27 protein-coding genes are annotated in these 25,735 nt (G+C 35.1%); 16 read left to right on the top strand and 11 right to left on the bottom strand.

Annotated elements, in window-relative coordinates; genetic code table 11:
* The first annotated feature begins 257 nt into the window (after positions 1-257).
* From ABXT71_RS10475 to ABXT71_RS10460, 4 genes are read left to right on the top strand one after another with little or no spacing between them, the layout of a single operon-like run.
* Positions 258-1,610, top strand: coding sequence for a DEAD/DEAH box helicase (locus tag ABXT71_RS10475; protein WP_415371265.1), 1,353 nt, complete (start codon positions 258-260; stop codon positions 1,608-1,610).
* Positions 1,607-2,056: a GNAT family N-acetyltransferase gene (locus ABXT71_RS10470; RefSeq protein WP_415371264.1), complete on the top strand. Its 450-nt coding sequence runs from the start codon at positions 1,607-1,609 to the stop codon at positions 2,054-2,056. Before ABXT71_RS10475 ends, ABXT71_RS10470 begins: the two co-directional genes overlap by 4 nt.
* 54 nt (positions 2,057-2,110) lie before the next feature.
* Entirely contained in the window at positions 2,111-2,362 is a 252-nt protein-coding gene (locus tag ABXT71_RS10465; protein WP_415371263.1) for a peptide methionine sulfoxide reductase, read from the top strand.
* The gene (locus ABXT71_RS10460) at positions 2,359-2,880 is read left to right on the top strand and encodes a peptide-methionine (S)-S-oxide reductase (protein ID WP_415371262.1); all 522 of its coding nucleotides are present in this window, start codon (positions 2,359-2,361) and stop codon (positions 2,878-2,880) included. The genes ABXT71_RS10465 and ABXT71_RS10460 overlap by 4 nt, the downstream gene beginning before the upstream one ends.
* Positions 2,881-2,942: 62 nt before the next feature.
* On the opposite strand, the gene ABXT71_RS10455 is transcribed toward ABXT71_RS10460, so the two are convergent.
* Complete coding sequence (locus ABXT71_RS10455) at positions 2,943-4,865, bottom strand: peroxidase family protein (RefSeq protein ID WP_415371261.1); 1,923 nt, start codon at positions 4,863-4,865, stop codon at positions 2,943-2,945.
* Positions 4,866-5,020: 155 nt separating this feature from the next.
* On the opposite strand from ABXT71_RS10455, the gene ABXT71_RS10450 reads away from it, so the two are divergent.
* The gene (locus ABXT71_RS10450) at positions 5,021-5,470 is read left to right on the top strand and encodes a PepSY-like domain-containing protein (RefSeq protein WP_415371260.1); all 450 of its coding nucleotides are present in this window, start codon (positions 5,021-5,023) and stop codon (positions 5,468-5,470) included.
* A 553-nt stretch (positions 5,471-6,023) separates the two neighbouring features.
* Positions 6,024-6,167 (top strand): heme-binding protein, encoded by a 144-nt coding sequence (locus ABXT71_RS10445; protein ID WP_415371259.1) that lies wholly within the window; start codon positions 6,024-6,026, stop codon positions 6,165-6,167.
* A 300-nt stretch (positions 6,168-6,467) separates the two neighbouring features.
* Here ABXT71_RS10445 and ABXT71_RS10440 read toward each other — a convergent pair whose 3' ends face one another.
* Positions 6,468-7,685 carry a multidrug effflux MFS transporter gene (locus tag ABXT71_RS10440; protein WP_415371258.1) on the bottom strand — a complete coding sequence of 406 codons (1,218 nt, stop codon included), beginning with the start codon at positions 7,683-7,685 and terminating at the stop codon, positions 6,468-6,470.
* Positions 7,686-7,874: 189 nt separating this feature from the next.
* A complete protein-coding gene (locus tag ABXT71_RS10435; RefSeq protein WP_415371257.1) occupies positions 7,875-8,114 on the bottom strand; it encodes a YtxH domain-containing protein in 240 nt (79 codons plus the stop codon).
* Between the two features lie 252 nt (positions 8,115-8,366).
* Here ABXT71_RS10435 and ABXT71_RS10430 point away from each other — a divergent pair, with 252 nt between their 5' ends.
* Entirely contained in the window at positions 8,367-9,284 is a 918-nt protein-coding gene (locus ABXT71_RS10430; RefSeq protein WP_415371256.1) for an EamA family transporter, read from the top strand.
* A gap of 37 nt (positions 9,285-9,321) precedes the next feature.
* The gene (locus ABXT71_RS10425; protein WP_415371255.1) at positions 9,322-9,861 is read left to right on the top strand and encodes a DUF4251 domain-containing protein; all 540 of its coding nucleotides are present in this window, start codon (positions 9,322-9,324) and stop codon (positions 9,859-9,861) included.
* 151 nt (positions 9,862-10,012) lie between these two features.
* Here the strand turns inward: ABXT71_RS10425 and ABXT71_RS10420 are convergent, their stop codons facing one another.
* From ABXT71_RS10420 to ABXT71_RS10400, 5 genes are all read right to left on the bottom strand, one after another.
* Positions 10,013-10,612 carry a DUF6642 family protein gene (locus ABXT71_RS10420; protein WP_415371254.1) on the bottom strand — a complete coding sequence of 200 codons (600 nt, stop codon included), beginning with the start codon at positions 10,610-10,612 and terminating at the stop codon, positions 10,013-10,015.
* Positions 10,613-10,889: 277 nt separating this feature from the next.
* A complete protein-coding gene (locus tag ABXT71_RS10415; protein ID WP_415371253.1) occupies positions 10,890-11,834 on the bottom strand; it encodes an aldo/keto reductase in 945 nt (314 codons plus the stop codon).
* A gap of 76 nt (positions 11,835-11,910) precedes the next feature.
* Complete coding sequence (locus ABXT71_RS10410) at positions 11,911-13,473, bottom strand: protein adenylyltransferase SelO (RefSeq protein ID WP_415371252.1); 1,563 nt, start codon at positions 13,471-13,473, stop codon at positions 11,911-11,913.
* 16 nt (positions 13,474-13,489) lie between these two features.
* The gene (locus tag ABXT71_RS10405; protein WP_415371251.1) at positions 13,490-14,023 is read right to left on the bottom strand and encodes an N-acetyltransferase; all 534 of its coding nucleotides are present in this window, start codon (positions 14,021-14,023) and stop codon (positions 13,490-13,492) included.
* A gap of 2 nt (positions 14,024-14,025) precedes the next feature.
* Positions 14,026-14,199 (bottom strand): hypothetical protein, encoded by a 174-nt coding sequence (locus tag ABXT71_RS10400; protein ID WP_415371250.1) that lies wholly within the window; start codon positions 14,197-14,199, stop codon positions 14,026-14,028.
* Positions 14,200-15,610: 1,411 nt separating this feature from the next.
* Between ABXT71_RS10400 and ABXT71_RS10395 the strand changes: the two genes are divergently transcribed.
* From ABXT71_RS10395 to ABXT71_RS10385, 3 genes are read left to right on the top strand one after another with little or no spacing between them, the layout of a single operon-like run.
* A complete protein-coding gene (locus ABXT71_RS10395) occupies positions 15,611-16,408 on the top strand; it encodes an alpha/beta fold hydrolase (RefSeq protein ID WP_415371249.1) in 798 nt (265 codons plus the stop codon).
* Positions 16,409-16,432: 24 nt separating this feature from the next.
* On the top strand, positions 16,433-17,629 hold the full coding sequence (locus ABXT71_RS10390) for an ATP-binding protein (RefSeq protein ID WP_415371248.1): 1,197 nt from the start codon (positions 16,433-16,435) through the stop codon (positions 17,627-17,629).
* 14 nt (positions 17,630-17,643) lie between these two features.
* Positions 17,644-18,039 carry a response regulator gene (locus tag ABXT71_RS10385; RefSeq protein ID WP_415371247.1) on the top strand — a complete coding sequence of 132 codons (396 nt, stop codon included), beginning with the start codon at positions 17,644-17,646 and terminating at the stop codon, positions 18,037-18,039.
* 247 nt (positions 18,040-18,286) lie between these two features.
* Here ABXT71_RS10385 and ABXT71_RS10380 read toward each other — a convergent pair whose 3' ends face one another.
* The gene (locus ABXT71_RS10380) at positions 18,287-18,424 is read right to left on the bottom strand and encodes a hypothetical protein (protein ID WP_415371246.1); all 138 of its coding nucleotides are present in this window, start codon (positions 18,422-18,424) and stop codon (positions 18,287-18,289) included.
* A gap of 159 nt (positions 18,425-18,583) precedes the next feature.
* Positions 18,584-18,943 carry a hypothetical protein gene (locus ABXT71_RS10375; protein ID WP_415371245.1) on the bottom strand — a complete coding sequence of 120 codons (360 nt, stop codon included), beginning with the start codon at positions 18,941-18,943 and terminating at the stop codon, positions 18,584-18,586.
* Between the two features lie 480 nt (positions 18,944-19,423).
* Here ABXT71_RS10375 and ABXT71_RS10370 point away from each other — a divergent pair, with 480 nt between their 5' ends.
* From ABXT71_RS10370 to ABXT71_RS10360, 3 genes are all read left to right on the top strand, one after another.
* Positions 19,424-19,984, top strand: coding sequence for a DUF4494 domain-containing protein (locus ABXT71_RS10370; protein ID WP_415371244.1), 561 nt, complete (start codon positions 19,424-19,426; stop codon positions 19,982-19,984).
* An 819-nt stretch (positions 19,985-20,803) separates the two neighbouring features.
* The gene (locus tag ABXT71_RS10365) at positions 20,804-21,415 is read left to right on the top strand and encodes a DEAD/DEAH box helicase (RefSeq protein ID WP_415371243.1); all 612 of its coding nucleotides are present in this window, start codon (positions 20,804-20,806) and stop codon (positions 21,413-21,415) included.
* Between the two features lie 90 nt (positions 21,416-21,505).
* Positions 21,506-22,147: a thiamine phosphate synthase gene (locus ABXT71_RS10360; RefSeq protein ID WP_415371242.1), complete on the top strand. Its 642-nt coding sequence runs from the start codon at positions 21,506-21,508 to the stop codon at positions 22,145-22,147.
* Positions 22,148-22,215: 68 nt separating this feature from the next.
* On the opposite strand, the gene ABXT71_RS10355 is transcribed toward ABXT71_RS10360, so the two are convergent.
* Complete coding sequence (locus ABXT71_RS10355; RefSeq protein WP_415371241.1) at positions 22,216-24,108, bottom strand: CocE/NonD family hydrolase; 1,893 nt, start codon at positions 24,106-24,108, stop codon at positions 22,216-22,218.
* A 234-nt stretch (positions 24,109-24,342) separates the two neighbouring features.
* Here ABXT71_RS10355 and ABXT71_RS10350 point away from each other — a divergent pair, with 234 nt between their 5' ends.
* A complete protein-coding gene (locus tag ABXT71_RS10350) occupies positions 24,343-24,567 on the top strand; it encodes a hypothetical protein (RefSeq protein ID WP_415371240.1) in 225 nt (74 codons plus the stop codon).
* Positions 24,568-24,833: 266 nt separating this feature from the next.
* Positions 24,834-25,733, top strand: a complete 900-nt coding sequence (locus tag ABXT71_RS10345) for an EamA family transporter (protein ID WP_415371239.1) — start codon at positions 24,834-24,836, stop codon at positions 25,731-25,733.
* Positions 25,734-25,735: the final 2 nt, after the last annotated feature.

The following is a 25,735-nucleotide window of genomic DNA, read 5'->3' as shown; positions in this document are numbered from 1 at the left end:
CTTTGCCTTAGACTTATAAGGAGGCCTATATAGGGAGGCAATAGTCGAAACTATGGTCTCGCAACTTTCAGTAATATAAAATATAATAGGGCTTAGGTAATTAATCTTTACTGTCTCAACTTCTTTAAATAGAGGAATTCTAATACGCTAGAGATTATTTTATAAGCGGTTATATCTTAAATATATCGCTTTATGTAAATGAAGATTACATATCCTAAGAATAATAGTTCTTGTACCTTTGCGGAAATTTTAAGGGTATGACCACTTTTGCAGATTTAAAACTAGGAAAACAACTCCAATTTGGGATTGACGATCTAGGAATTACAGCGCCAACACCTATTCAAGAACAATCATTTTCTGTTATAAAAGCAGGAAAAGATATGGTAGGTATCGCACAGACGGGAACGGGTAAAACGTTTGCCTACATGCTTCCGGTTTTAGAAACCATGAAGTATTCTAGAGAGATAAACCCAAGAGTATTGGTACTTGTACCTACGCGTGAACTTGTAGTTCAAGTTGTAGAAGAAATAGAAAAAATAGGGAAGTATCTTTCTGTGAGAGTTACTGGAGTGTATGGAGGTGTGAATATAAACACCCACAAAGATGCCGTTTCTCAAGGCTGTGATATTGTGGTTGCTACCCCAGGACGATTGTATGACTTAGCGTTAAGCAGAGCCGTAAGTTTAAAAAACGTTAAAAAATTAATTATTGATGAAGTAGATGTGATGCTCGATTTGGGCTTCCGTTTTCAGATTACAAATATCTTTGAACTCCTTCCAGAAAAGAGACAGAATATTCTTTTTTCTGCTACGATGACAGACGATGTAGATGTTTTAATTGATGACTTTTTTAAAAACCCAGAAAAAATATCTGTTGCCGTTAGTGGTACCCCTTTAGATAATATTGAGCAACAATCTTTTGAAGTGCCGAATTTTTATACAAAGGCAAATCTTTTAAATCACCTCTTACAAGAAGAAGATGTATTTACAAAGGTCTTAGTGTTTGTACCCAACAAACGCCAAGCAGACACTTTGTTTCAAGTAGTGGATGATTTCTACCCGAGTCAAGCTTCAGTAATACATAGCAACAAGACACAAAATTATCGTTTACGGTCTATCGAAAATTTTAATACTGGTAAGAATAGAATTTTGATATCTACAGATGTAATGTCTCGTGGTTTAGATCTTGATCGTATATCACACGTAGTAAATATAGATGTTCCGCGGTATGCAGAAAACTATATGCACCGTATAGGTAGAACAGGTAGAGCAGAAGCGCAAGGAAATTCTATTTTATTCTCTACAGAGAAAGAAGCTCAGGCTAAAGAAAATATAGAGGCTTTAATGGATTATAAAATTCCTCTATTGACAATCCCTAATGAAGTAGAAACTGCTAAACAGCTCTTACCAGAAGAACAACCGCAAATTAATGAACCTAATAATCCTCATAAAGTAAGTGATGAACACGTTCCTGGACCTAGCTTTCACGAGAAGAGTGAGAAAAATTCTAAAACAAATCAAGGAGGCTCTTACCAGTATATCATCAAAGCGAAATACAAAAAACCCAAGACGAAAGGGGACAAGAATTACAACAGACGTAATAAGAGATGATGCGGGTAGTACGTGTTTCTCCTGATCATCCAGATTTTATTGTATTAGTAAAACTATTAGATCAAAACCTCGCCATATCTGATGGGGAAGACCACGCTTTTTACGATAAATTTAATAAACTAACTTCTATTAAACATACGCTTATAGGCTACGAGGATGCTATTCCTGTGTGCTGTGGCGCTATAAAACTTTTTGAAGCAGAAGCCTTCGAAATAAAAAGAATGTTCACCATAGACACTCAAAGAGGCAATGCCTACGCAGTTGTGATTCTCAAGAATCTTGAATTTTGGGCACAAGAATTAGGAGCCACACGATGTGTCCTGGAAACAGGAATCAATCAACACGCGGCAATTGCATTGTATAAAAAGTGCGGCTATCAACGTACTCCTAATTATGGCCAATATAAAGGCATAGCGCAGAGCTTTTGTTTTGAGAAAATACTATAACTACGTATTTTTATTTTTTCTGAAATTTCACCAATCTGAAAACTACCTAAAAGCATGGCTTCGATTTTAGCACACCTTCAACAATTTCCTATTGGCTTTACAGAAGCTTTGTATAAGGGAAAGAAGTATGGTGTTACTCGAAGCGACTTCAATGGTGGTAAGAGCATTAAATTGTACGCAGAAGAACATGGCGGCACACATTTTATAAGTCTTAACTATTATATCACAACTACAAATGAAATTTTAAAACCCTGTGAAATGCCAGAAGAGAAGGTCATTCATTTTTTAAAGCATTGCCATTTATGACAAGTAAGCTTATTAAAATTGCAGTAGGCGGAGGTTGTCATTGGTGCACAGAAGCGGTGTTTCAGTCATTGATAGGAGTGAAGCAAGTGGAACAAGGGTATGTAGCCTCAGACGGTGATGCTGCTAGTTTTAGTGAAGCAGTGATTGTACATTTTAATCCAGAAACGCTCCCATTGTCAGTCCTAATAAATATTCATTTGCACACGCATAAAAGCACTGCTAATCATAGTTTTAGGGATAAATATCGTTCTGCTGTTTATTTCTTTTCAGAAATACAACACACCGAGCTAAGAGCAATATTAAAGCAGCTTCAATCTGAATTTAAAAAACCATTGGTCACAAAGACACTTCCATTTACGACCTTTAAACCATCTAGAGAACAGATTACAGAGTACTATTATAAGAATCCTCAAAAGCCTTTTTGCAAACAGTTTATTCATCCAAAACTAACTGTATTGCTTCGGAAATTTTCTGAATTTGCCGCGATAGATCTCATTACAAAAAGTCTACAAAAGTAACATGGCCTTATCTCTTTGGTAAAGCCATGATACTTTCCGACGAATGTCAAATTATTTATATCTTACTTAGATTTAATAATTTTCAATTGTCCTGAACCAGCGTCAGAAACTAGTGTGATTACATAAAGCCCATTAGCTAGCGAATCACTTAACTCAAAGGCGTGATCTGTAACTCCTGGCATAATGTTTATTGCACGCTGTTGAACCGTTACCCCGCTTGCATCGTAGATATTTAAGGTGGCAGTAGAGGGTCTTCTAGCTTCTATCTGGATGTTAAAGTATTTTTGAACTGGGTTAGGATACGCCTTTAATTGCATATTCATCACACCAGAAAAAGGATAAAATTCAACTGCCAATTCATCTCTAGGTACCGCAGTAAAAACATCCTCTTGTAATACTTCGATATCTGTGTTTCTTAAAAGTATTTCTGAAAGTTTTGTGTTTTTTATTTCTTCTATTTCATCCTCAGTAAAGGCAGGATCATTCTCGTAATAGTAACGATCTCCATCTCTAAGTGCACCAAATTGCATTACAAACAAGGCATTAAGTCCTTCGCCAATAATAGCTTTGTCTAAATGGTCTTCACTCATAAAACCAATCCAAGGATCGATATCATTAACATCTGTGTACACTGTTGCTAGTTTAGACTGTAATTCTGGATCACTCGTAAGCTCTGTTAATGAAGTAATAGCAGATAGTCCTATTTCTTGTCTAATGGTATTATAATCTGAAACACCACGTTCTCTTGCTCTTGCTATGTTTATTGAAAGTAAATCTATTCCGCCTGCACCAGGAGGGCCAAAAAGGAAGTTTCTAATGTCGTTCATTATTAATGGATCTACAAATTGATGCTTTTGAGCAGCTAAGCCTCTGAAAAAAGGTGAAATTCCACCTTCATCTTTTATAATTTCAGGGTTGAAAAAACCATCTCTTAAGTCTATTGCACCAAACTCAAAGTCATCTCCATTTTCTTCAATTCTAATTAATCGTCCGTTTACCATGGTATGCCCAAAACGATATCCAGCCGCAGAAAATACGTTAATGATACTTGCATCTAGCGAAGGATTATACGCAGAGAAAGCCGGTAGGGAAACCCCAAGCTTAGGTAAAAACTCCTCGTAGGTTACTGCCTGTACTAAACCACTCACAATTTTACGAGCTCTTTGGTATACTTCTTCACCTGTCCAGCCTGGGTTATCTGCAACTATAAGGTCACATTGTCTATTGTGTTCTCTAACCATTACTGTATGGAAACAGATTAAGCCTGGTTGTTCGTTTATTCTAATATCACCACCTACAAAAAACTTTACTGGTACATCGGGTCCATCAAGTACCATAAATGGAGCAGTAGGATCTATTGCACTATCAAATTCTCCATCAACCGTATTCCAAGGAAGTGTATTTCCAGTCGAAACTTTAAGCTTTCCGTCGCTATTAGAACGTAACCAATCTGAACGAGTTTCATCACTACCATAGACCGTAGAAGCATCTATATAAGAAGTAACGTCATTAATATGTCTTCTTGGGTCTGCCGTGCTTGTTCCTGTAGTTAGGTCGTTCTTAGAGCGAAACATTCGCATTTTCCTATCACCTTCACACATTGGATCGAACATAGGATCACAACTAGGGATATCAATATCAAAAGGCTCTAAAGGTGCATCATCGTTTAGGTTGACGTCATGGTCAATAAACTGTCCCCAACCCCAAATAAAATCACTAAGGTCAAGTTCATTAGGCATAAACTCTTCTTGACTACCCAAAGCATTACTTACGGTACGCGGGTTTGCTCTATCTAATCCACCTGGCTCACTTATACCATCTGAATATTCTACAGTAGTAAACGTTCTAAAATGAGTATCTGCAGCTCCCCATTCTGGATTGGTAGTATTATTACCATTACCATCGTAAGATCTGTTTACTTGCGCTCGCATTGTGTTTATGAGGCAAAACGCCGCCAACAAAGTAATCAGGTATTTTTTTTTCATGAGTTAAGTTTTTTTATTTATATCAAAAATAGAGAAAAAACGAATGTTGAGTCTTCATAAATGCTAAAACTTACAATGACCTTAGTAACTTTTAGGATTTTATTTGCACAGAAGCTCTTTATGATTCTCTAAATTTGTAAAAAAGAACAAGGATTATGAAATACTTTTTAAGCACGTTGGCATTTATACTGGCAATAAGCACGACGAGTTGTCAAGAGCCAGTAAGTAAAAAAAACACCGATAATGCCAGTGTCCCAGAGGCTGTTGTCCTATCGTTTCAGAAAAAATATCCTAATGAAAAAGCACCTAAGTTTAAAACGGATGCACATGGCTATTGGGAAGGACATTTTAAAGAGGAAGGGGAGAAGTACCGAGCAGATTTTAATGCAGATGGTAGTTGGGTAGAGACCGAGAATAGCATAAAAGTAAGTGAGTTGCCACAAGTGATTCAGGATAAAATTAATACAACGTATGCGCTTTATGAGATTTCTGAGGTTGAACACGTGATGAGTGCTTCAAAAGGCGAATTTTACGATGTAGAGTTTAAGCAGAAAGGGAAAAATAAGGATATTGAGTTCCGTAAGGATGGGACTGTGATTGAATAGATTACAATTCTTATCATTTAAATTATACACTCCTCATAACCTCGGTAATGAGGAGTTTTTTATGTCCAATACGGGAATCTTAACACACGTGAACTACTGCCTCATATAAAGACGACATATTTTAACAAATGGAACTCATATCTTTATGACTCTAGTAATCAGCGTTAAAGTATACCCAGAAGTTCAGATAAAAAAGGCCACGCAGACTTTCAATCGAAGTATAATAGTTCTATAAACTTCAACACCACAAAGAAGGATGAAATTTTAAAACCAACAGATAATAGAGAAGTTAAACTTTCAAAAGAGCGGGTATTGACTGAAAATGAATAAGAATGATCTATTAATAGCTTCGGACGCGCGCAGCTCAAAATGCCTTTTGTTGGGGAGAAGGATTCAGGTGATGGACGGGAACACGAAGGCTTTGGTACCACCATGGAGTTTGTGAACGAAAAGTCTGTTATGAAGCTTAATAATTTAAAAATATAACACGTAGCCATTAATACATTAGCGTTTTCCGTTTACTCGGAAATCACAAACCAAATAAATTAGACCTATGAATATTACATTAGAACAAGCAGAAAAAGTAGTAGACGCAGCGAAAGCGAAGGCAAAAGAAATGGACGTGAAGATGAACATTTGTGTCTTAGATGGTGGTGCAAATTCAGTGGTATTTGTGCGCAAGGATGACGCAAGGTAAGGAAGTGCAGATATACCCATTAAAAAGACAAAGACCGCACGTTATTTTAATATGGCTGCTGACAAAATAGGAAAGCTATCGCAAACAGGACGCCTTTATAAAGCATCAAACCTTCAAATAACGGCTTAATTTCGTTTCCGGTTGGTATCCCAATCAAAGATGGAAAGGGAAAGGTAATATACGCCGCAGGAGCCAGCGGAAGAACTGTAGCTGATGATCACGCCGTGACTAGCGCCGGAGCTAAGGCATTGTAAAAGCATTGTTTCATAAAAGATCAAGCATTACATCTATGGTACTTTTTTATGCTACAACTTCTGAAACTTTCTTGTTTGATATATTTATATAGAATAAAATACAGATGGCTAGAAAAGAGCATACTGAAAAGCCAATAAACAAGGGTAAGGTGCTAAATTCTACAAATCGCCCAATGATGATACTAATGGGTACCGCCATAAGTGTGGATATAAAACCGGTGATGGCGGCCGCTATTCCTGCAATATGACCTACGGGCTGCATTGCCAAGGCTCTCACGTTTCCGAAGAGAAAACCAATAAAGAAAAACTGAAGGGCAAAAAAGCCAACCAAAATAGCAATAGGAGGGTGAGGGTTGCTATTAAAAATAATCACATATAATAGAGAAACTGCAAAGAAGCCATATAAAGCAAAAGTGACCATTTTTTTCATTCCGAAGCGAATAACAAAAGTTCCGTTAAGGAAAATGGCAGCACCAATAGCAATGGCCAGCCCAGCAAAAATGTAGGGAAACTGCTCCACCAAACCATATTGAATTTCAAAAATTTGCTGAGATGCACTGAGATACACTAAGAATGAGCCCACGACAAAACCTGAGATCAACGTATAACCCATCGTTTCCTTATGTCGTACTGTTTCAATAAACCCATTGCTTATTCTCTGCACCGAAAACGGAATTTTATGTTCCGGTTTTAGCGTCTCGACTTGACGCAACCAAAACCAGCCAGCGACCAGAATACTAATAAAGATCTGCACATAAAAAATACCTTTCCAGTCATAATGATTTAATACAAATTTTCCCATTGCCGGAGCAATAATAGGGATCAATAGAAAAACTACGGTGACAAAAGACATAATACGCGCCATATAATCACCTTCAAAAAGGTCACGGATAATAGCAATACAAATCGTACGAGGAGCAGCGAGCCCGACACCTTGTAGAATACGACCCAGGATCATTACCTCAAGACTCTCTGCGCTCACACAGATTAAGCTGGCAATAATAAAAATGACAAAGCCAAGATATACAGAGGGTTTTCTACCTGTGGCATCTGACATAGGGCCAAAAACCAAAGGACCAATCCCCAAGCCTACAAAGATCATCGTAACCAATAACTGATTATCTGCAGTCGTCACGGTACCAATCTCTTTACCGATTACTCCAAGTGCAGGAAGCAGCGCATCAATAGACAGTGCAGTGACAGACATCAAAGCGGCCATTAAGGCGATAAATTCTATTTGGGACTTTTTTGTTGTGGTTTTCAAGCTGCAAAAATAGTTCCTTCTCTGCGATTTTTATAGTTGCTGTGCAACTATTTAAAATGACTTGGACACCTTTTTGAAGAGCATATAATTACGTTCATATCTTGCTTGTAAATTTATTATTAAATCAATTTAAATAATAAAGCCCTCTCCAGAATATGGAAAGGGCTTTTAGCAAACAATAAGTAAAGCTTAGCTATTTACTTGCGCTACTTCTGTTTTAATTTTATCTTTTAGCTGCGTATATTTCTCAGACAAGGTATCTTCTACATCATTGTACGTCTCTTTAATTTTTGCGCCCGTATTGTCAATCTTCGCTTTTACATTTGCTTTTTCTTCTGGCGAAAGATTTTTATATTTCCACCAGGCAAATACGCCAGCTCCAATACCTAACAATGCCGCTAATCCTGCTTTTTTACTATTACTTTTCATAATTCTAAGTTTTTAAGATTCACTTATATATGGCTCAAATTGTATTCCATAACGTGGCTTGTCAGTAATATTTAATAAATGTTTAGCATTTTGGCGGTGACCAGTTAAACAAAGCTGTTATTCTGAACTTGATGCAGAAGGCAGTTACGGTCGTCATTGGTGCCAGGACCAGAAAGAACATATTTACTATGTATAATCAACGTGTAAACTGAAAAGTATGTATTTGTCGATTGATAAATAAAGTATCTTCGTATGGTGAAAAAAAATCTAGTGTTTATAATCCTTGCGTTTTTCTCCATTTATGTTTTCTGGGGAAGTACCTATTTGTGGAATAAAATCGCCGTCACACAACTAGCGCCATTTTATATTTCTGGCATCAGAATGCTCACAGGAGCTGTGATCGTCTTTAGCATTGCAAAATTGATGGGATCATCACTGGCTGTTACAAAACGCCAATTTATAAACTGCTCCTTTGCGGGCTTCTTATTTTTAGCTTACGGAAACGGAATGTTTGTCTGGGCACTTAAATATATAGAAAGCGGATTTGGATCCTTAGTTTCGTCGCTCAACCCATTATTTGTGGTGATAATTCTTGCAGTAATCCATAAGCGAAAAATGCAACCTTTGACGATTGTGGGGATTATTCTAGGCATTATTGGGATGGTTTTATTAATCAGCCAGAAAGAACTAAGCCTCAAAGAAGGCAGTCTTATCGGGATCTTAATGGCATTAAGTGCCGTAATTGCCTGGAGTATAGGGAGCGTATTTGTGGCAAAAGCAGATTTTCCAAAAAATCATTTTGTCTCTACGGCCTACCAGATGGGCATCGCGGCAGTCTTATTACTTGGCTCAAGTGTATTGATAGGCGAGGAGTGGCTTGCACCGCAATACTGGGAGCGTCAGGTTTCTATTTCTTTAGTGTGTTTGGTTCTTTTTGGGAGCATTGGAGCGTTCACCTCTTTTAACTATTTACTCAAAGTAGTAGACACAGAAAAGGTGACAACCGCATCTTACATCAATCCTATAGTGGCCTTATTGCTGGGTTGGTACTTTTTAGACGAATCCGTTACGGGACAATCTATGCTCGCAGCAGGCGTCTTGCTCATAGGAGTGTACTTTATAAATAGCAGAAAGAGAACCACAAATGTGACGTCAAAAAACAAAAGCTAGCACGTTTTTTGTTCATTAATAGGTAAAATTATGTCTTATGAAATACCTACTCATCGCCCTAATAGGGATTCTGCTAAGTTGTAAAACTTCGGAAACTTTAAAAACGTCAAACCTAGATCATACGTATGAAACTTGGTTAAGCGAACCTGCCTTTGAAGTTAAATGTACGGTAGCGCATCCGTTTGTAACCAGCGAGTTAAGCCAAATAGCGAACAGTACTCTTTTAGGTTCTGGAAATACGGCCAATAGAATCAACCTCCAGGGACGGGGTGATTTTTTAAGAATAAGCGAAGGAGTGGTCGTAACAGATATGTCTTATTATGGCACACAGCAATTTGCAGTCTCTAATACAGGATCAAGCGGAATCATATTAAACGGTCCCGTTGAAGATTATGAACTCGCATACAATCAAAAGAAAAGCAGCACCCATATTTCATTTAAAGCCAGCCACGAGCTAGAGCACTACGAATTTAACATCACACTATACGCCAGCGGTAATTGTACCATAGATGTCAATAGCGCCAAACGTAATTTTATAAAGTATGACGGCGTGATGGAAGTGTATGTTGAGGAGTGATTTTAATTTTTTAATAGGAAGTATTAAAGGGTGTAAGTTTGTAAGTATCTCTGGTGTTGAAAAATTCTATTTTACATAATATAAATTATAATACATTTTTGAGTATTTGATTATCCAGTGGATGCTTAAATAAAAAGAAATCTAATGTAGTTTAATAATACATCCTAAAATCAAGAAGTTTACAGGCAGTATAATGTCTTTGATGCAACTCTTCTACAACAGCTAACATATTATCATCTTCTTTAAATAAGTTAAAGAATGCCTTATCAAGATTTGAGCTGGTGATTCCATTACTTGCATTACCGTAGCCAGAAATACCTTTTGCGCCCGTAATATCCAAAAAATATTGCGCTTCTTCTTGGTCTAAATCTAGCACTTTTGCATTTGAAAAGTGTAACATTTTTCCTTGTAATCTGCCTTCAAAAATTTCTGCAATTTCTTGTAGACTATAATAATAGTCATTTAAACAAATGCTATTTGCTTCGCCCTTTATCACCAAGTAGATGACTTCATAGTCTTTAAAATTATGATCATCCAAGACTAATGCATTTAAGCTATCTTCTAGTCCTTCAATGGTGTCGCAAGTTTTATAAATACTGGCTACTCCATATTGCACGGTCAATTGTTCTAGACTTTTTTGTGCTTCGGTAACGACGTCCGTTTCTATATCATGAACCGCTTCTAGACAGTAAATGAAATAATCTGCATCTCTAGGTTGTTCTTGGAGTAATTGCTGTCTTTTCTCTAACAAATTTTAAAATTTACGCTATGGTGTTAAACACAAAATTAATATAACTCTTCTATTCTTTTTAGCGATATTCCATAAAGTACATGGAAACTATAAACAATTTTGAAAGTTTGCATACCTATGTCGTAATTAATTTAAAAGAATAGTATCAAACGAGACTCTAAGTATCCAAGAATACACATTGCCACCTGGCTCCTATCGTCGCTTCGGGCAAAGAGTATTCCAAAAAAAAAGGCTTTAAAAAAAACCTTACGACCATTTCATAATTTGTTGTGTTGGGTTATGTCCAAACGAGTTTTTTTCGTTCTAGCCAGTAATTATTTGCCTGTATACTATGATTTTTTAGTTCTCTTAATTCTTCTTGAGATAAAGAAATGGTTTTCATTTTAAGGTTAGATTCTAAATGCTCACTATTTGAAGCACCACTTAAAACAATACTTTTTTGCATGTTTTGTTGGCAAAATTTCAAGGCAATAGCATCTGTCCCAATTTTGTGTTTTTTAGCCAGTTTTTCTAAAGTGGTATAGAGTTCTTTATAGTGATTATAATTACGATTCCTAAAAAGGCGTCCATTTGCAAGTGCTTCTTTAATAATAATCTTCTTGCCTTGTTCATTTAGCACGTTTGATATAGTTTCTAAACTTTGATCTAGAATATTGTAGGTTACCTGAAAAGCATCAAACAAAGCATGGCCTTCTACTTCAATATCTAACGCTTTTTTGATGACTTCAGTTTGATTGGTTCCTGTAGTGGTGATACCAATTTCTAATCCATATTCATGCTTCAACATTGCGAGTTTATTTAGTATCGAATCGTTCTTTAAAACTCCTGTTTCTATAGTAGCAGAGTGAATCTGGTATACCTTTAAGTACGATGCAAATGCTTTAGACGTCTCCCATTGCTCGTTCAATTTTGACAAACTATGTTCCTTGATTTCATGAACTTTTACGTTGGCAACAAAATTAGCGACATACGTATATCCCCATTTTGTTGCGACTTGAATAGAAGGATCATTTTTAGTTTGCAACCATTCTAACAATAAGCCTTCTGCTAAACCATAACCAGGGGCTGTATCAAAATAACGTACGCCTAAATTGTAAGCTTCTTCTAAAAGCTGTAAGCCCTGTTTTTTAAACGAATTTAAATCTAGGTTTTTGAAGTTTCCTTGACGTATATTTATATACTGAGGTCTTCCCAATGCCGCTGTACCTAATCCTATTGCCATATACCCTATTTTTTGTCCTTACACATGACTTTTGAAAACTCAAGTGGTAATTGTTTTATCTTTTGAAGTAAGGCCATTACGAACTGCAAGACAGCATAGAACAACCTACTTTATCTCGTGCCCACTCGGGGCGTTTGGCATACCATTTTTCATGTTCAGGCTGCGTATCATAAGGTTTTTTGAGCAGGTTGAATAATTCATCTATTAATTTGTAATCCCCTTTGTCTGCATCGTCAATAGCTAATTGCGCCATGTAATTACGCAATACATATTTGGGATTAACTTGGTTCATATTTTCTTTTCGTTCTTTAGAAGTTGTATCTTCTTTTTGCAAACGTGTTGCATAACGCTCAAACCATGAGTTCCATTTATGTTCTATCGTATCTGAAATTTCATTAAGCTCGTAAAATGCATCTTTAACAATCTCTAATCCTTTTAAAGGATCTTCAATAGAAAAATCACTCAAATTTCTAAAGAAAATAGTCATATCAGTTTCTGTCAATTGTAACGTGTCTTCTAAACTATTTATTAATTGAGCATCACTTTTTTCATCTTGATATAAACCCAATTTACTTTGCATCATTCCTAGATGTTGCGCTTGTGCTTTCTCATTGTAAGAATTTAAAGTATGTTCTAAGCCTTCAGCTTCTCCAATTAATGGATATAAAGTATTCGCTAATTGATACAAATTCCAGAGGCCCATATCTATCTGCGCTCCGAAGCGATAGCGCTTAAATTGTTTATCTGTTGTATTTGGGGTCCAATTATGATCATAGCCCTCCAGCCAACCGTAGGGTCCATAATCTATAGTTTGCCCTAGGATAGACATATTATCAGTATTCATAACCCCATGGACAAAACCTACACGTTGCCAATGAACAAGCATCGCTATAGTGCTATTTAAAACAGCTTCAAAAAACTGCAAATAAGTCTCCTTTGAAGGTTTTCCTAAATCTCGAAAATATTCTTTTATCGTAAAATCTACTAAATTTTTTAGGGTCTCATTATCTTGTCTTACTGCAAAAATCTGGTAACTCCCAAAGCGTAAAAAACTAGGAGATACTCTTGTAACAATAGCCCCTTTCTCGTAAGCTGCGTTTCCATCGTATAACATGTCTCTCAAGACTTCATCTCCAGACAATGCTAATGATAATGCTCTGGTTGTAGGCACGCCTAAATGATACATGGCCTCACTACACAAATACTCACGAACAGAAGACCTTAGTACCGCTAAACCATCGCCAGTTCGAGAATATGGTGTTTCTCCAGCGCCTTTTAATTGTATTGCCCAATGCTTATTATTATGTTCAACTTCTGCTAAGTTAATTGCCCGACCATCACCTAACTGTCCTGCCCAGTTGCCAAATTGATGTCCGCCATAACACATGGCATAAGGTTTTGTATTATGGAGCACCTCATTTCCTGTAAAGACATTTAGAAAGGCCTTACTAGTTGCATCTTCTTCAGACAAACCTAAAGCCGAAATCATTTCGGAAGAAGTATGTAACATTTCTGGTTTTCTAGTTTTTTTGGGTGTTACATAAGAGAAACAAGCCTTTTTTACCTGTCTTCTTGAATTCTCAAGAATTAAATCTGCTGGTAGCCCTTTAGTAAATGTATCTTTTATCTTAAGTTGCATTATTTTTCCTTTCTATCTAATGTTCAATAATTTCATTCCACTCCTCACTTCTAGAAGCAACAGCTTTTATATAACTACAAACTGCTACAGCCTTGTATCCTTCTTGATTAAGTTGTTTAAACGTTTTTTCTACTAACACTTCCCCAATACCTTGCCCTCTCAAATTATAGGGTACTTCAGAATGTATAAGATACATTTTATCATGACGTAATTGGTAATCTACTTTAGCAATTTTGCCATTAATATCTAATGTAAAACGACTCTGCTCTTTATCATGAATAATATGCAGCCTACTTGGTATTAGTTTATTCAACCATTTTTCTAAATCTTCTTTATATGGATTTCTTAATTTCTTTTTCCCAATGGTTATTGTTGGAAAATTAAGCTTTCTATTTTCATAATGATTACGTAGTTCTTCTGCATCTTCTTTATTTTTTTCCACATCTAAAAATTGATATGGCAATTCTGTTTTGTCTAATAATACTTTGTAGTAGTTGGTTTTATGACAACCATCTGCACCGTACAATTTTATAGTTTGAATATCGTCCATTTTTAAAGTGTTTTTAAAAATTCAATGGCTGCATCTGGGTTTAAATGAAAATCAGTGAATACTACATTATCGTGTTTATCTTTAAACAAGAACCAAGGAGTGCCTTCTTTTGAACGTCTGTCTGGAGTTGGATTTCCTTTTAAAGAAAAATCAATCACTTCTTTCCAAGTAAGCATACTATATTCCTTTCTTTGTTTAAATTATTAATAGTACAAAAATACAATCCTGATGTGCTAGATAAGATGTCTATTTCTCCTAATGAATTGTACTTATTTCCATAAAATTAATAACTAAAGTACCTACATCTTTCCCACTAACATTATCTGATGCAAAAAGCTAGTTTCGCTTCTTCCTTATACAGCGAGAAATAAACAAGTTTAATCAAAAAGTTAAAACGTTATTTTTCTTTTGAGAATTTGAAGTTCATTTTATTCTTTTAGAATTGAAATATAGGGTAAAAGAATTAATTAAATCTTTTTAAATAAATAGAATTAATATTTAGATAAATAAGCGGATTTTTACCTTTAACTCCTTGCCCCATTCCAATCACAGTGTGCCTCCCTCCTGCCTAGTCGCATAAAAAGTATTCCACTAACATCGTGGAAGAAATCTTAGCAATAAATTTTTTAAAGAAACTGAAGTAATAACTTTAGTTTTTAGCAAAGCTCTTTTGCCTAAGTCAGAAAAATATAGTGCATTTTTTTTCAAGCTAGTCATCTTATTCGGTAATCATTAAGTTTATGCTTCTATTTTCATTTCAATTATTGATTTTGAATGTTAACAATAAAAGTACAGAAATGAAACAGTTAGTTTTTTTGGAATCCATAATTGATAGAAAATTACTAAGAATAATCCTAAGCCATCCACATTACCACTTCGCTACTGCTGTCCCTTATGCTTCTTGTATTTACTAAATGATAGCTATAATATCTAAGAAGCATTCGTTCTCATAAGAATAATTGGAACCTGGGCCTTTAAACTAGTATAAGGGTTGCTTGGCAGCGTGTAAAAACCACTTGCATCTATAATTAGCCGTTATGCAAAATAATCGCGACCAGGCGTTCAATTGATTTAAATTACAAATGCGCAGCATTCACGAGTCCTATTGAAAATCAATAAAAATCCGAGAGTGATTATCCATCGGCTGCTTACACCAAAATAAAAGCTAACAATTTTACACTGTATTAAAAATCGTGTATTCGATAAAATGTACCTTAAAATAAATTTTAGAAGACTCTCGTAAGCTTGCCACAACAGCATAAATTGTGAGCCTTTATTAACTACAAAAACTCAAGAATCTTTTTTATCATTACTATTAATATCATATTAAGTATCATAATTTCTAAAGGTGCAATTTTGAATACTTCAACACATTAGTTTCTTTTAACCGTAATAGTTGACATTTACTATTCATCGACACTTTTTTGCATCTCACCTACACATTAACTTGATTGCTCTAATTTAATAATTAGTCTTATAGAAATACATTAGATTGAAACTTTGTAAAAAAAATAAGTTTAGTTAAAGATTTTAACGTGCTGCTCACAGAAGATAAAAAGAAATTCTATTCACATTAAAAACAACTGTATGTTACAAAGAATAATAGCCAGAAACAATATTACAATTTATGGCACTGGCAGTAAATCTATGTTTTTAGTTCATGGATTTGGATGTGATCAAAATATGTGGAGATTTATTACTCCTCAATTTAAAGACGATTACAAAATAATTCTTATTGACCTTGTAGGCTCAGGAAAATCAGATGAGGATGCGTATGACTACGAGAAGTATAATTCGCTTGAAGGTTATGCTGATGATGTAATCGAAATATGTGATGCTTTAAAATTAGAGCATGTTTGTTTTGTTGGGCATTCTGTGAGCGCAATGATAGGGCTCCTCGCTGCTATAAAAAGACCTGCTCTCTTTAAAAAATTAATTATGATTGGTCCATCTCCACGATATATTAACAGTGAAAATTATTTTGGTGGATTTTCTCAGAACGATGTTGACGATCTTATGGAAACTTTGGATTCTAATTATTTGGGTTGGTCTAGCGCTATGGCATCTGTTATAATGGACAATCCTGATAGACCAGAATTAGCAGCAGAATTAAAAGAAAGTTTTTGTCAAAATAATCCTAAAATAGCAAGACATTTTGCAAGAGTAACTTTTCTAGGAGACAATAGAAGTGATCTTAAAAAACTCACTACTGATACTCTTATAATACAATCTAAAACTGACGCTATTGCGTCTATTAAAGTAGGACAGTTTGTGCATGATAATATATATAATAGTAAACTTGAAGTATTAGAAACAACGGGGCATTGTCCTCACCTTAGTGCGCCTACTCAAACGATTGAGGCTATGAAAAAACATTTAATATAGTTGGTCATAAAACCAGAACAACTTATGATTTATAATATAGATTATAAAGAACTTTACAATAACTTTCCTAGTGGCTATTTTTGTTCATTGCCCGATGGTACTATTATTGATTCCAATAATAGGTTTTTAAATCTAACAAACTATACTCGAGAAGAAGTAATAGGCAAAAAAAAGTTTACAGATTTTCTATCTCCGGGAGGTAAAATATATTTTGAAAATGTTTTTTCCCCAGCATTAAAATTAAAAGGAACAATCGAGGAAATAAATTTCAATTTTATAAAAAAAGAGGGTGTTAAATTTCCTGTTCTCATTAACTCATTGGAAGTTAAAGATAAAGGGGGAATTCACTTGTTTACTCAGTCTGCAATATTCAATATTTCTCAAAGGAAAAAATATGAATATGAACTTTTAATAGCCAAAAGAAAAGCAAATGACCTTTCTAATGAATTAATAGACATAAATAAAGAATTACTCAGTAGTGCCGAATTAATTTTGAAACAAAAATTACAATTAGAGGAATTCAACCTGCATCTAGAAAACAAGAATATACAACTTTCAAATTTTGCCCATATCGCATCTCATAATTTAAGAGCACCTGTTAGTAACCTTATGGCATTAAAGGATTTCTATAACGAAAGTACAGATTTAGAAGACAAGGGCATGCTTTTCTCTAAAGTAGAAATAGTTATAAGTCATCTTAATGAAACATTAAGTGAATTAATTGAGTCGATAAAAATACAAGGGAATAAAGGCATTACACATGATCCTATTATTTTTGATTCTATTTTTCATAAAACACTAGAGATTTTAGACAATCAAATATTAGATTCAAAAGCCGTAGTAACCTCAAATTTTTCTGAGTCCCCTGATATCGAATATCCAAAAATTTACATGGAAAGTATTATGCTAAACCTCTTGTCTAATTCCATTAGATATAGTTCACCTGATCGTATTGCTAAGATTCATTTCAGCACAGAGATTAATAATAATAATGATGTACTCTTTATTGCTAAAGACAATGGATTAGGAATAGATTTGCAAAAACATGGGCATAAACTTTTTGGACTAAATAACACATTCCATAGGCATCCAGATTCTAAGGGAGTTGGACTTTTTATGACTAAGACCCAAATAGAAACTATAGGTGGTTCTATAACTGTAGAAAGTGAGGTAGATAAAGGAACAACTTTCAAGATAGTTTTAAAGAAAAATATATCATGATAAGAAAACAACCTTTGATCGGTATAATAGATGATGACAAAATTTTTCAGTTCACGTTAGGGAGGGTTATTAACCATAATAAACAAGCAGAAAGAATTATTACTTTTTCGGATGGGGAAAGAGCCATTCAATACCTTACTGATAATAAAGCAATTAATGAAAATATACCAGATATTATTTTTCTTGATGTCAATATGCCAATAATGGATGGATGGCAGTTTATGGAAGAATATGCAAACATAAAAACTGAAATAAAAAAGAAGGTAAACATCTTTATGTGGAGTTCTTCATACAATCCTATCGATATCGAGAGAGCAAGTAAAATATGTGAAATTTCTGGTTACAACATAAAACCTATAAAATTAGAGGACGTAAAAAGATTTTTTGAGAAGTTCGAAACCTTGTTATAATTTTAATGTAGGTATCAAGAAACAGGCAAACTTAATTGAAATAAAACCCATATATTTTCCAGTAGCACTCCATTTAAATTACACTATTCTCCTATTGTTGTTTCGTAAAAAGAGTATTCCATTAACATTGCAAAGAAACATGAAGATATAAAAAAACAGTAATTAAACTTCACTTTTACCAAAGCTCTTTTTACAAAACTCAAGACATCCTTGTACACTTTGTTTATTAAGTTAGTTCTCTTATAAATTAATCATTGGGTTTGTTTTTATGAGGTTTTAGTTTAGGGTATTTTGATTTATTAGAAGGTGCAACTCTTTTTCTTTTGTCTGGAGTACTAATCTTTTTTTTATTTTTTAGACCAGGTTTCATAGCTTCAATTTTCATCTTAATTATTGATTTTGAATATTGAAAATAAAAGAACAGAAATACTGCAGTTACTTTTTAAGGGAAAAATAAAATTTTTATCTGAAATTAAAATAAAAACGGGATTCCAAAAATTTGGAATCCCGTAAATTAATAATGTGGAGTGAAACTGGTTTCGTACTATTCTAGGTACCAAGTCAATTGCCCATTGTCGTCAAACAATAGTGTGATCTCATAAAGTTCACAAAGATCTGCTCCTGTAAGAATAACATATTCTTCTTCAAAATCTGTAACTTTCATATCATGCGCACAAATGGTATTTTCATAAATAGGTAATGACACTTTAAAGGTATCTCCATCATAAAAGATATCGTCTGGGATAATATCTGGACCCCAATTTGAATCATTACTTTCACTTACTTGAATGTACAGCAGATCAACACCAGTAGCATTAGTGATGTCAAATGGAAGCTCTTGTGCAAATACATTTGCGTTTAAAAATAGCATTGCAATTAAAAAAACTTTTAGAAATTTTTTCATCTTTTTATAGAGTTATTAATTTAATTACTGAATAAGTACCAACGTTTGGTATTCCATATCCCCAAGCTTATAAGGCTTAGAGTTGAAAGGAATTTAAATAATTAACATAACCAACAAAAAGAAGTGATTTTGCTTTTTAGACTACAAAGTCTTTAAAGCAAATTTGGCGTCCAAAAATTATTGCTATTGAAAAGTTAAGATTTGGAAAATTTGCACAGATTACTCTTATCGTTGATAATTGTACAAAAAGAGCATTTTTAAGAAAACCGCGCAAAAATAAAAGCTAGAAACCTTAAAAAACGCCTACAGTTATTGCATCCTAAAAGCTCAAGTTTAAAGAAAATAATTCCAACATCAAGGTCTAACTTCCTCAGTCTAAAAGCGGTGAAAATCTATTGTAAAATTGTGAATATTTATTCACGTTTTTAACATGGTCCCCTAGATCGAAACCTTATATTTGGCATCCTTAAAAAAAAAGATATGAGTGCAACTTGGTATGAATGTAAAGTAAAATATAGAAAACTGGACGAGGCGACAGGCGTACAGAAAATGAAGACAGAACCTTTCTTGGTAGATGCAATCTCTTACACAGAAGCAGAAGCTAGAATTACGGAAGAAATATCAGCGTATCTCACGGATAGTGATGAAATTAAGATTACAAATATTAAAGTGGCAAACTATGCAGAAATACACCCCTTTGAGAATTCTGACAGGTGGTTTAAATCTAGAGTTTCATTAATCGCCTTAGATGAAGAAAGTGGAAAAGAACGTAAAACAAATCTATATTTATTGGTGCAAGCCAATGATGTAAAAGAAGCTTTTGACAACACTATGGAAGTGATGAAAGATACCATGGGTGATTTTACAATCCCCGCGGTTTCAGAATCTCCTATTATGGATGTTTTTCCATACTTTTCTGGCGAGGAAGACACATTAGAACGAGTAGAAAAGTTTACAGTTCTAAAAGATTCTGCTCCTATAAATGTACATATGGATGAAGCATTAGAGATGGAAGATATACTGACTGCTGAAGCTGAATAATTAATTAAGTTGTGATGATCCCCTGTGCAAATAAAGTGATGTAGGGGATCCTTTTTTTGTAATGCGTTAAGTAATTATTACAATCATTTTATGCGCCATTCAAATCTGAAAGTACTGCATTAAACTAAGCTCCAGCTTTCATATTAATGTAAACTACTATTGCACACTTGCCATGTGTTAAGAAAAGCAACAAACGTCTTCCCATCTTTCCACATCTAGGTATTGTTGGGTGTCTCAAAATATTTTTGAATTAGTTTAAGTAACTTTCCTTTGTTAATTAGTTTCGAAATAAAATTATTGCATTCTGCTTCGATAATTAAGTAATAGAATCTTGTCGATACGTTCTGAGCCCGATTTATCCTAAAGGAGGGCTCTAGAGGTATCTATGCTGCGAAGTATTTTGCCATTGTCAATTTTAACTTCACGCAGCTCCTGCGGGTGTGAAAAAAAAATTGGCTTTATTTTCTATGTGTTCTAAATGGAAATTCAAAACACCGACTTTATTATTCTAGATTAAAGCTCTTGCAATCCCCAAGCACATCGTATTCAAGACTGATTCCTGAATACATCTAAAACATGGTCGTTTTTCAATAAGGTCATAGCTAACGAATACATTTTATACTACCTCAATTAAAAAATTACCTGAAACAAGGTATGCAGAACAATAGATTAGAGCAGATTCTAGTTCATTGTTAAACCTTTCTTGCTGCCTATCCCCTTCAAATAGAATGCCTATAACGACCATTAAAACCGCTTGCAGGTAGTATCTTTGCTTTATCAATTATAATACTCTGCATAACAGTCAATCTAGTAACACCTATGCCTTTCAAAAAATTACATCCCAATATACAAGAAGAGCTTGAAGCTCTAGAAATAATAACACCTACACCCTTGCAAATCAAGAGTATTCCTGTCATAAAGAGTGGTGCCAATGTATTTTGCACCGGTGTAGAAAATAGTGGAAAAACAACCACGCTTATCCTTACTACTTTGCATAAACTAAAATGTGAGGCTGCGGGAGATACGCCAAGAGCCATCATACTTGTAGAAGATAAAGAAAGGGCGCTCGCATTATATGATGCTTTTATAATCTATACAAGACATAATTCATTGCGCGTGTATGCAGGCTATGATCAGCTTCATATTGATATGCAGAAATCTGAAATCTTTATGGGTATAGACATTCTTATCTCTACACCTAAAACGCTGCATAAGTTGCTTTTATTAAATGGGGTGGGCACCGCTCAAATAAAGATCTTTAGTATAGACGACGCAGAATTTTTAGTTCAAAAATCAACCTATGATGCGCTTATGGCGGTGACGCAAAGTATGAATAAATGCCAGTATGTAGTCTACTCAGAAAAAATGCAACCTAAGTTAAAACGCCTGGAATCTTATTTTATGGAATACCCAAAAGTAGTCTCCGCTTAAAACATAAGAATAAGGACTGTCCCTAAGCGTCGGGACTTAAATAAGAAAGAGGAAATATAAATTCTAGTTGCAAAAAGAAAACAACCTACTATGATTCCTAAACTACATTATATATCACAAGGAAACACGTCTAAAGAGCATCTGGAAAATATTCAGAAAGCGTGTACTTCTGGGGCAGAATTAGTGCATTTACGATTAAAGAATATTTCTGAAAAGAAACTTTTAAAGTTTGCCAACGAAGCCAGAGAACTTACAGCTCATTTCCAAACCAGATTAGTCATTAACGACCATTATAAAATAGCAAAAGAAGTAAAAGCTGATGGCGTCCATCTAGGAAAAACAGACGTATGCCCCAGTATTGCAAGAAAATATCTTTATTCTTGGCAGATTATTGGAGGTACTGCAAATACCATTCAAGATTGCGAAGGGCTTCTGGACAATCAAGTAAATTATATTAGTTTAGGGCCGTTTAGAGCATCAAAAACTAAAGAAAATACATCTCCAATTTTAGGCATCAATGGCTATACTGCCATTACAGATATATTGAAAACTGGGACTCCTATTTTTGGTGCTGGTGGTATTACAACAGCAGATGTTGCAGCCATATTAGAAGCTGGCATATCTGGACTTGCTGTTTCCGAAGCCATCACACGTGATTTTGATAGCATACGTGTGTTTAACCAATTGCTTAAGGCGTCTTCAACGGCTGAGCAACGATATACTTTTGAGTAGCTTACAGTTGATTAGGCAAATTTTAATTCCCTTTTTAAGTAGCTAAATTATGTAGCTAAGCCACTGCCCTATTTTCTAATAGGCAGGCGTATTTGCGATGGAAACTCTTTAGAGTGATGTACTTTGTTTTGAGCAACAAAAGCTTCAGACTCATCATAATTGTTGCCTCCAGTATTTAGATTTCTAGCAAAACGAGGAAAATTACTACTAGAGATTTCAATTCTAATCTGGTGTCCCTTTTCAAAATAGTTGCTCGTAGACATTGGCGTTAAATTAAGTTTATACACTTCGCCTTCTTCCATAAAAACTTCTTTATCATATCCTTCTCTGTAGCGCACACGCTGTATGGTCTCGTCTAGGTTGTATGCCGTTCCGTCTGGGTACACGTCGATCAATTTAATCGTAAAATCTGTATCTTTTGCATTAGAAGAGACATAAAGTTCTGTTTCGATAAATCCACTTATTTCCATCCCTTCTGTCAATACATCTGTGGTGTACACCAATATATCTGCACGTTCTTCCATTTCTTGCTGATCAAAAGCACCACCTTCTACGGCATTTCCTGTGCAACAAACGTTGCCTCCTAAGGAGGTCACAGGATTCATAGGGTCATACACAAATGAATCTGGATTATCTTTCTTTGCTTTATTTGTATCCAAAGTTCCTTCCCCTATTAAACTATTGGCATTCCCTTTGCTGTTTAAAAAGTAGGTGGTCAAGTTTGCATCTGCAGGGGGCCATTGGGTCGCTGCTTGCCATTTGTTACTTCCCATAGTGTAATATTGAACTCGAGGAGTTTTCTCTTTAAAATCGTTCTTCTTGCCCTTAAGCCAGTAGTCCCACCAGCTGTAAATTTGCTCCTCATAATTAAGACGGGCATCTCCTACACTTCGTTCTCCAATTATTGTGTTTTTTGTAGCACGGGTGTAGCGACAATGCAATGTAGGTGCAATAACAAGATATTGATTGTCTCTCATTTCAAGGTCTTTCGTATTGTTCCGTACGTGATTAAATAAGCTCAGATTAGGAGTGATAGACACATCATACCAAGAGGCAAACCAGAAACTAGGTACGCCTATTTCCATATCGTCATGAAACAAACCACCCTCAAACCAAGCAGGATCATTTGGTTTGCGACGTACCATTTTGTCAAAAATCTCATGTTTGCCATTTACATTTTTTAAAATATCCTGAATGGGAAGATGGGCTAAAGTCTCTTTCATATCAAGCGGCGGATTTTCTGGCGCAAGATCATAAAATCGAGAAATCCGTATAAGATCTTCTTGCGTAGCACCTTCTGGGATTCTGGGTTTAAATTTATCGTGTTCCACTCCGTATAACCAAGAAAAGAATAATAATTGCTCCACACCGCCGCGGTACCAGTTTCCTTGTTCCATAATATTACCCACGCGACCTACCCCCGCACCAAAACCTTGTGGCACCATCGCGGCGTGAGATGGATGATCTAAGGCAGCAACAGCCATTTGCCATTCTGCAGTAGAAGAACACCCATAGGTTCCTATTTTTCCGTTAGACCACGTTTGCTCCTTCATCCATGTAAAAGCATCATAGCCATCGGTTAACGGCACGCCTAGAATATCCCAGGTGCCTTCAGAATAATAACGTCCTCGTTCATTTTGAACCACATAAGCATACCCTCTTTTTACCACTTCATACGCTTGCTCTGCCGTTCGTGTTCTTTGTTTGCCATCACCCCAAGAATTAAAATTATAAGGAGTACGCGAATATATAATAGGTACTTTCGTATCGCCTTTAGGTCTATATATGTCAGTTGCCAAACGAATCCCGTCACGCATAGGCATCATCACCTTTTGATTTACAATAGCGATTTCTCCTAGCTTTTCAAAAATATCTTGTTTTTCTATTGTAGACTCCTGCGCTAAAAAAGTTGGGCTAATTAAAAGTAATAAAGCTATAATAATGCTTCGAAAATATTTCATGAAAATGTCTGTTTGAATTACCTTATAAAGTTAATGAAAATTGATGTAATATTTTTTAACACATATAAACTCTTAGTATTTCAGAATAAAAAGTTCTGGTAATACAATTAATTCATGGAGTGCCAGTTTAAAAACGAATAAATCTATAGACTTCGGAAATAAGAATCTTGCCATTTCTGCATTACACGTATATCTAGCCACAACTTTAGTATCTTGTAAAAATAAATATGTGTTATGAAATTAAACTTAGTGTCCTGTGATGCTCAAAGGCCAGATAAAAGAGCGATTGCCAATTGTATTGTGGAGATTTCTTCAAATATGAATGCGTCTTTGGCAAACGAACTCACCGCGATACTCCTAGAAGGAGATGCCGTAGATATTGAGGTGGACGATAAAAACACCAGTTTTGCGCTAAGAGCATTGCGTAAACTTTCTGTTGATTATGAGATTGTAGCGTGATTTCTACCTATCAATAAAAAAACTACACTTTAAGAACTTTCAACACCAGTTTTTTCCTGTGGGCGTACTTTGTATTAAAGAATCAATCATACAGGCAGTACTGCCGGCTATATCATATGGCGGCTACTAATTGCGAAGTTCTAATTTCCTATTTAAGATTGATAAAGCTTCTTTATGAATCAATAGTCATCAGAGCAATGAGAAATAAGTATCTTAATTACCTACTCCTATTCTAAGAATTTGGCTTAAAAAAGTATCTTCGCGCGATGTGGATGTATTTAGGTTTATTAGCGGCATTATTTTTAGGGTTACACAACCTGTGTAAAAAACATGCTGTTCAAGATAATGAAGTGTTTCCAGTGCTTTTAGGCACCATTTCTAGTGGATTTTTATTTGTTTCCTTATTCTATGTATGGGCCCTTTTTTATCCTGAATATGCAGCAGAAAACGGCTATAGCTTTCAGGAAATTTCTTGGCAAACCCACGGCTTTATTTTTATAAAGTCTGCTATTATGGCTGGTTCTTGGATTTTAGCCTATCAAGCACTAAAACACCTACCGCTTACTATTGTAACCCCCATACGTTCAGCAGGTCCATTTTTCACCTTTATTGGTGCCATTATAATTTATAAAGAAAGTCCTAATCTTTACCAATGGCTTGGGTTCTTCTTGATTATATTTTCAGTGATTTTATATTCTAGAATTGGAAAAAAAGAAGGCATTCATTTCAAGCGTAATAAATGGATATTTGCAATTATTGGTGCCACATTTTTAGGTGCAACAAGTGGATTGTATGATAAATATTTAATACAGAGCTTACACTTAAACCCACAAACATTACAGTTTTGGTTTTGCCTTTATACGATACTAATATTACTCGTGATTCTGGCTATTACTTGGTTTCCGATTGCTGATAAACGAAGTGCGTTTAAATTTAGATGGTCGATTGTTGCTGTTGGTGTTTTGCTGCAAGCGGCAGATTATTTTTATTTTAAAGCTTTACAAGATCCTGAAGCACTTATTATGATTCTCTCTGCGATAAAACGGAGTCAGCTAATAATTGCTGTGGTTATTGGTGGCTTAGTGTTTAAGGAAAAAAATAAACGTCAAAAACTAATACCCCTAGTGGGGATTATGTTAGGTGTCTTTTTAATTTTGTATTCATAAAC

This window comes from Patiriisocius sp. Uisw_047, from assembly GCF_047730165.1.
Classification (GTDB): domain Bacteria; phylum Bacteroidota; class Bacteroidia; order Flavobacteriales; family Flavobacteriaceae; genus Patiriisocius.
This window is presented reverse-complemented; position numbering and strand designations above follow the sequence as displayed.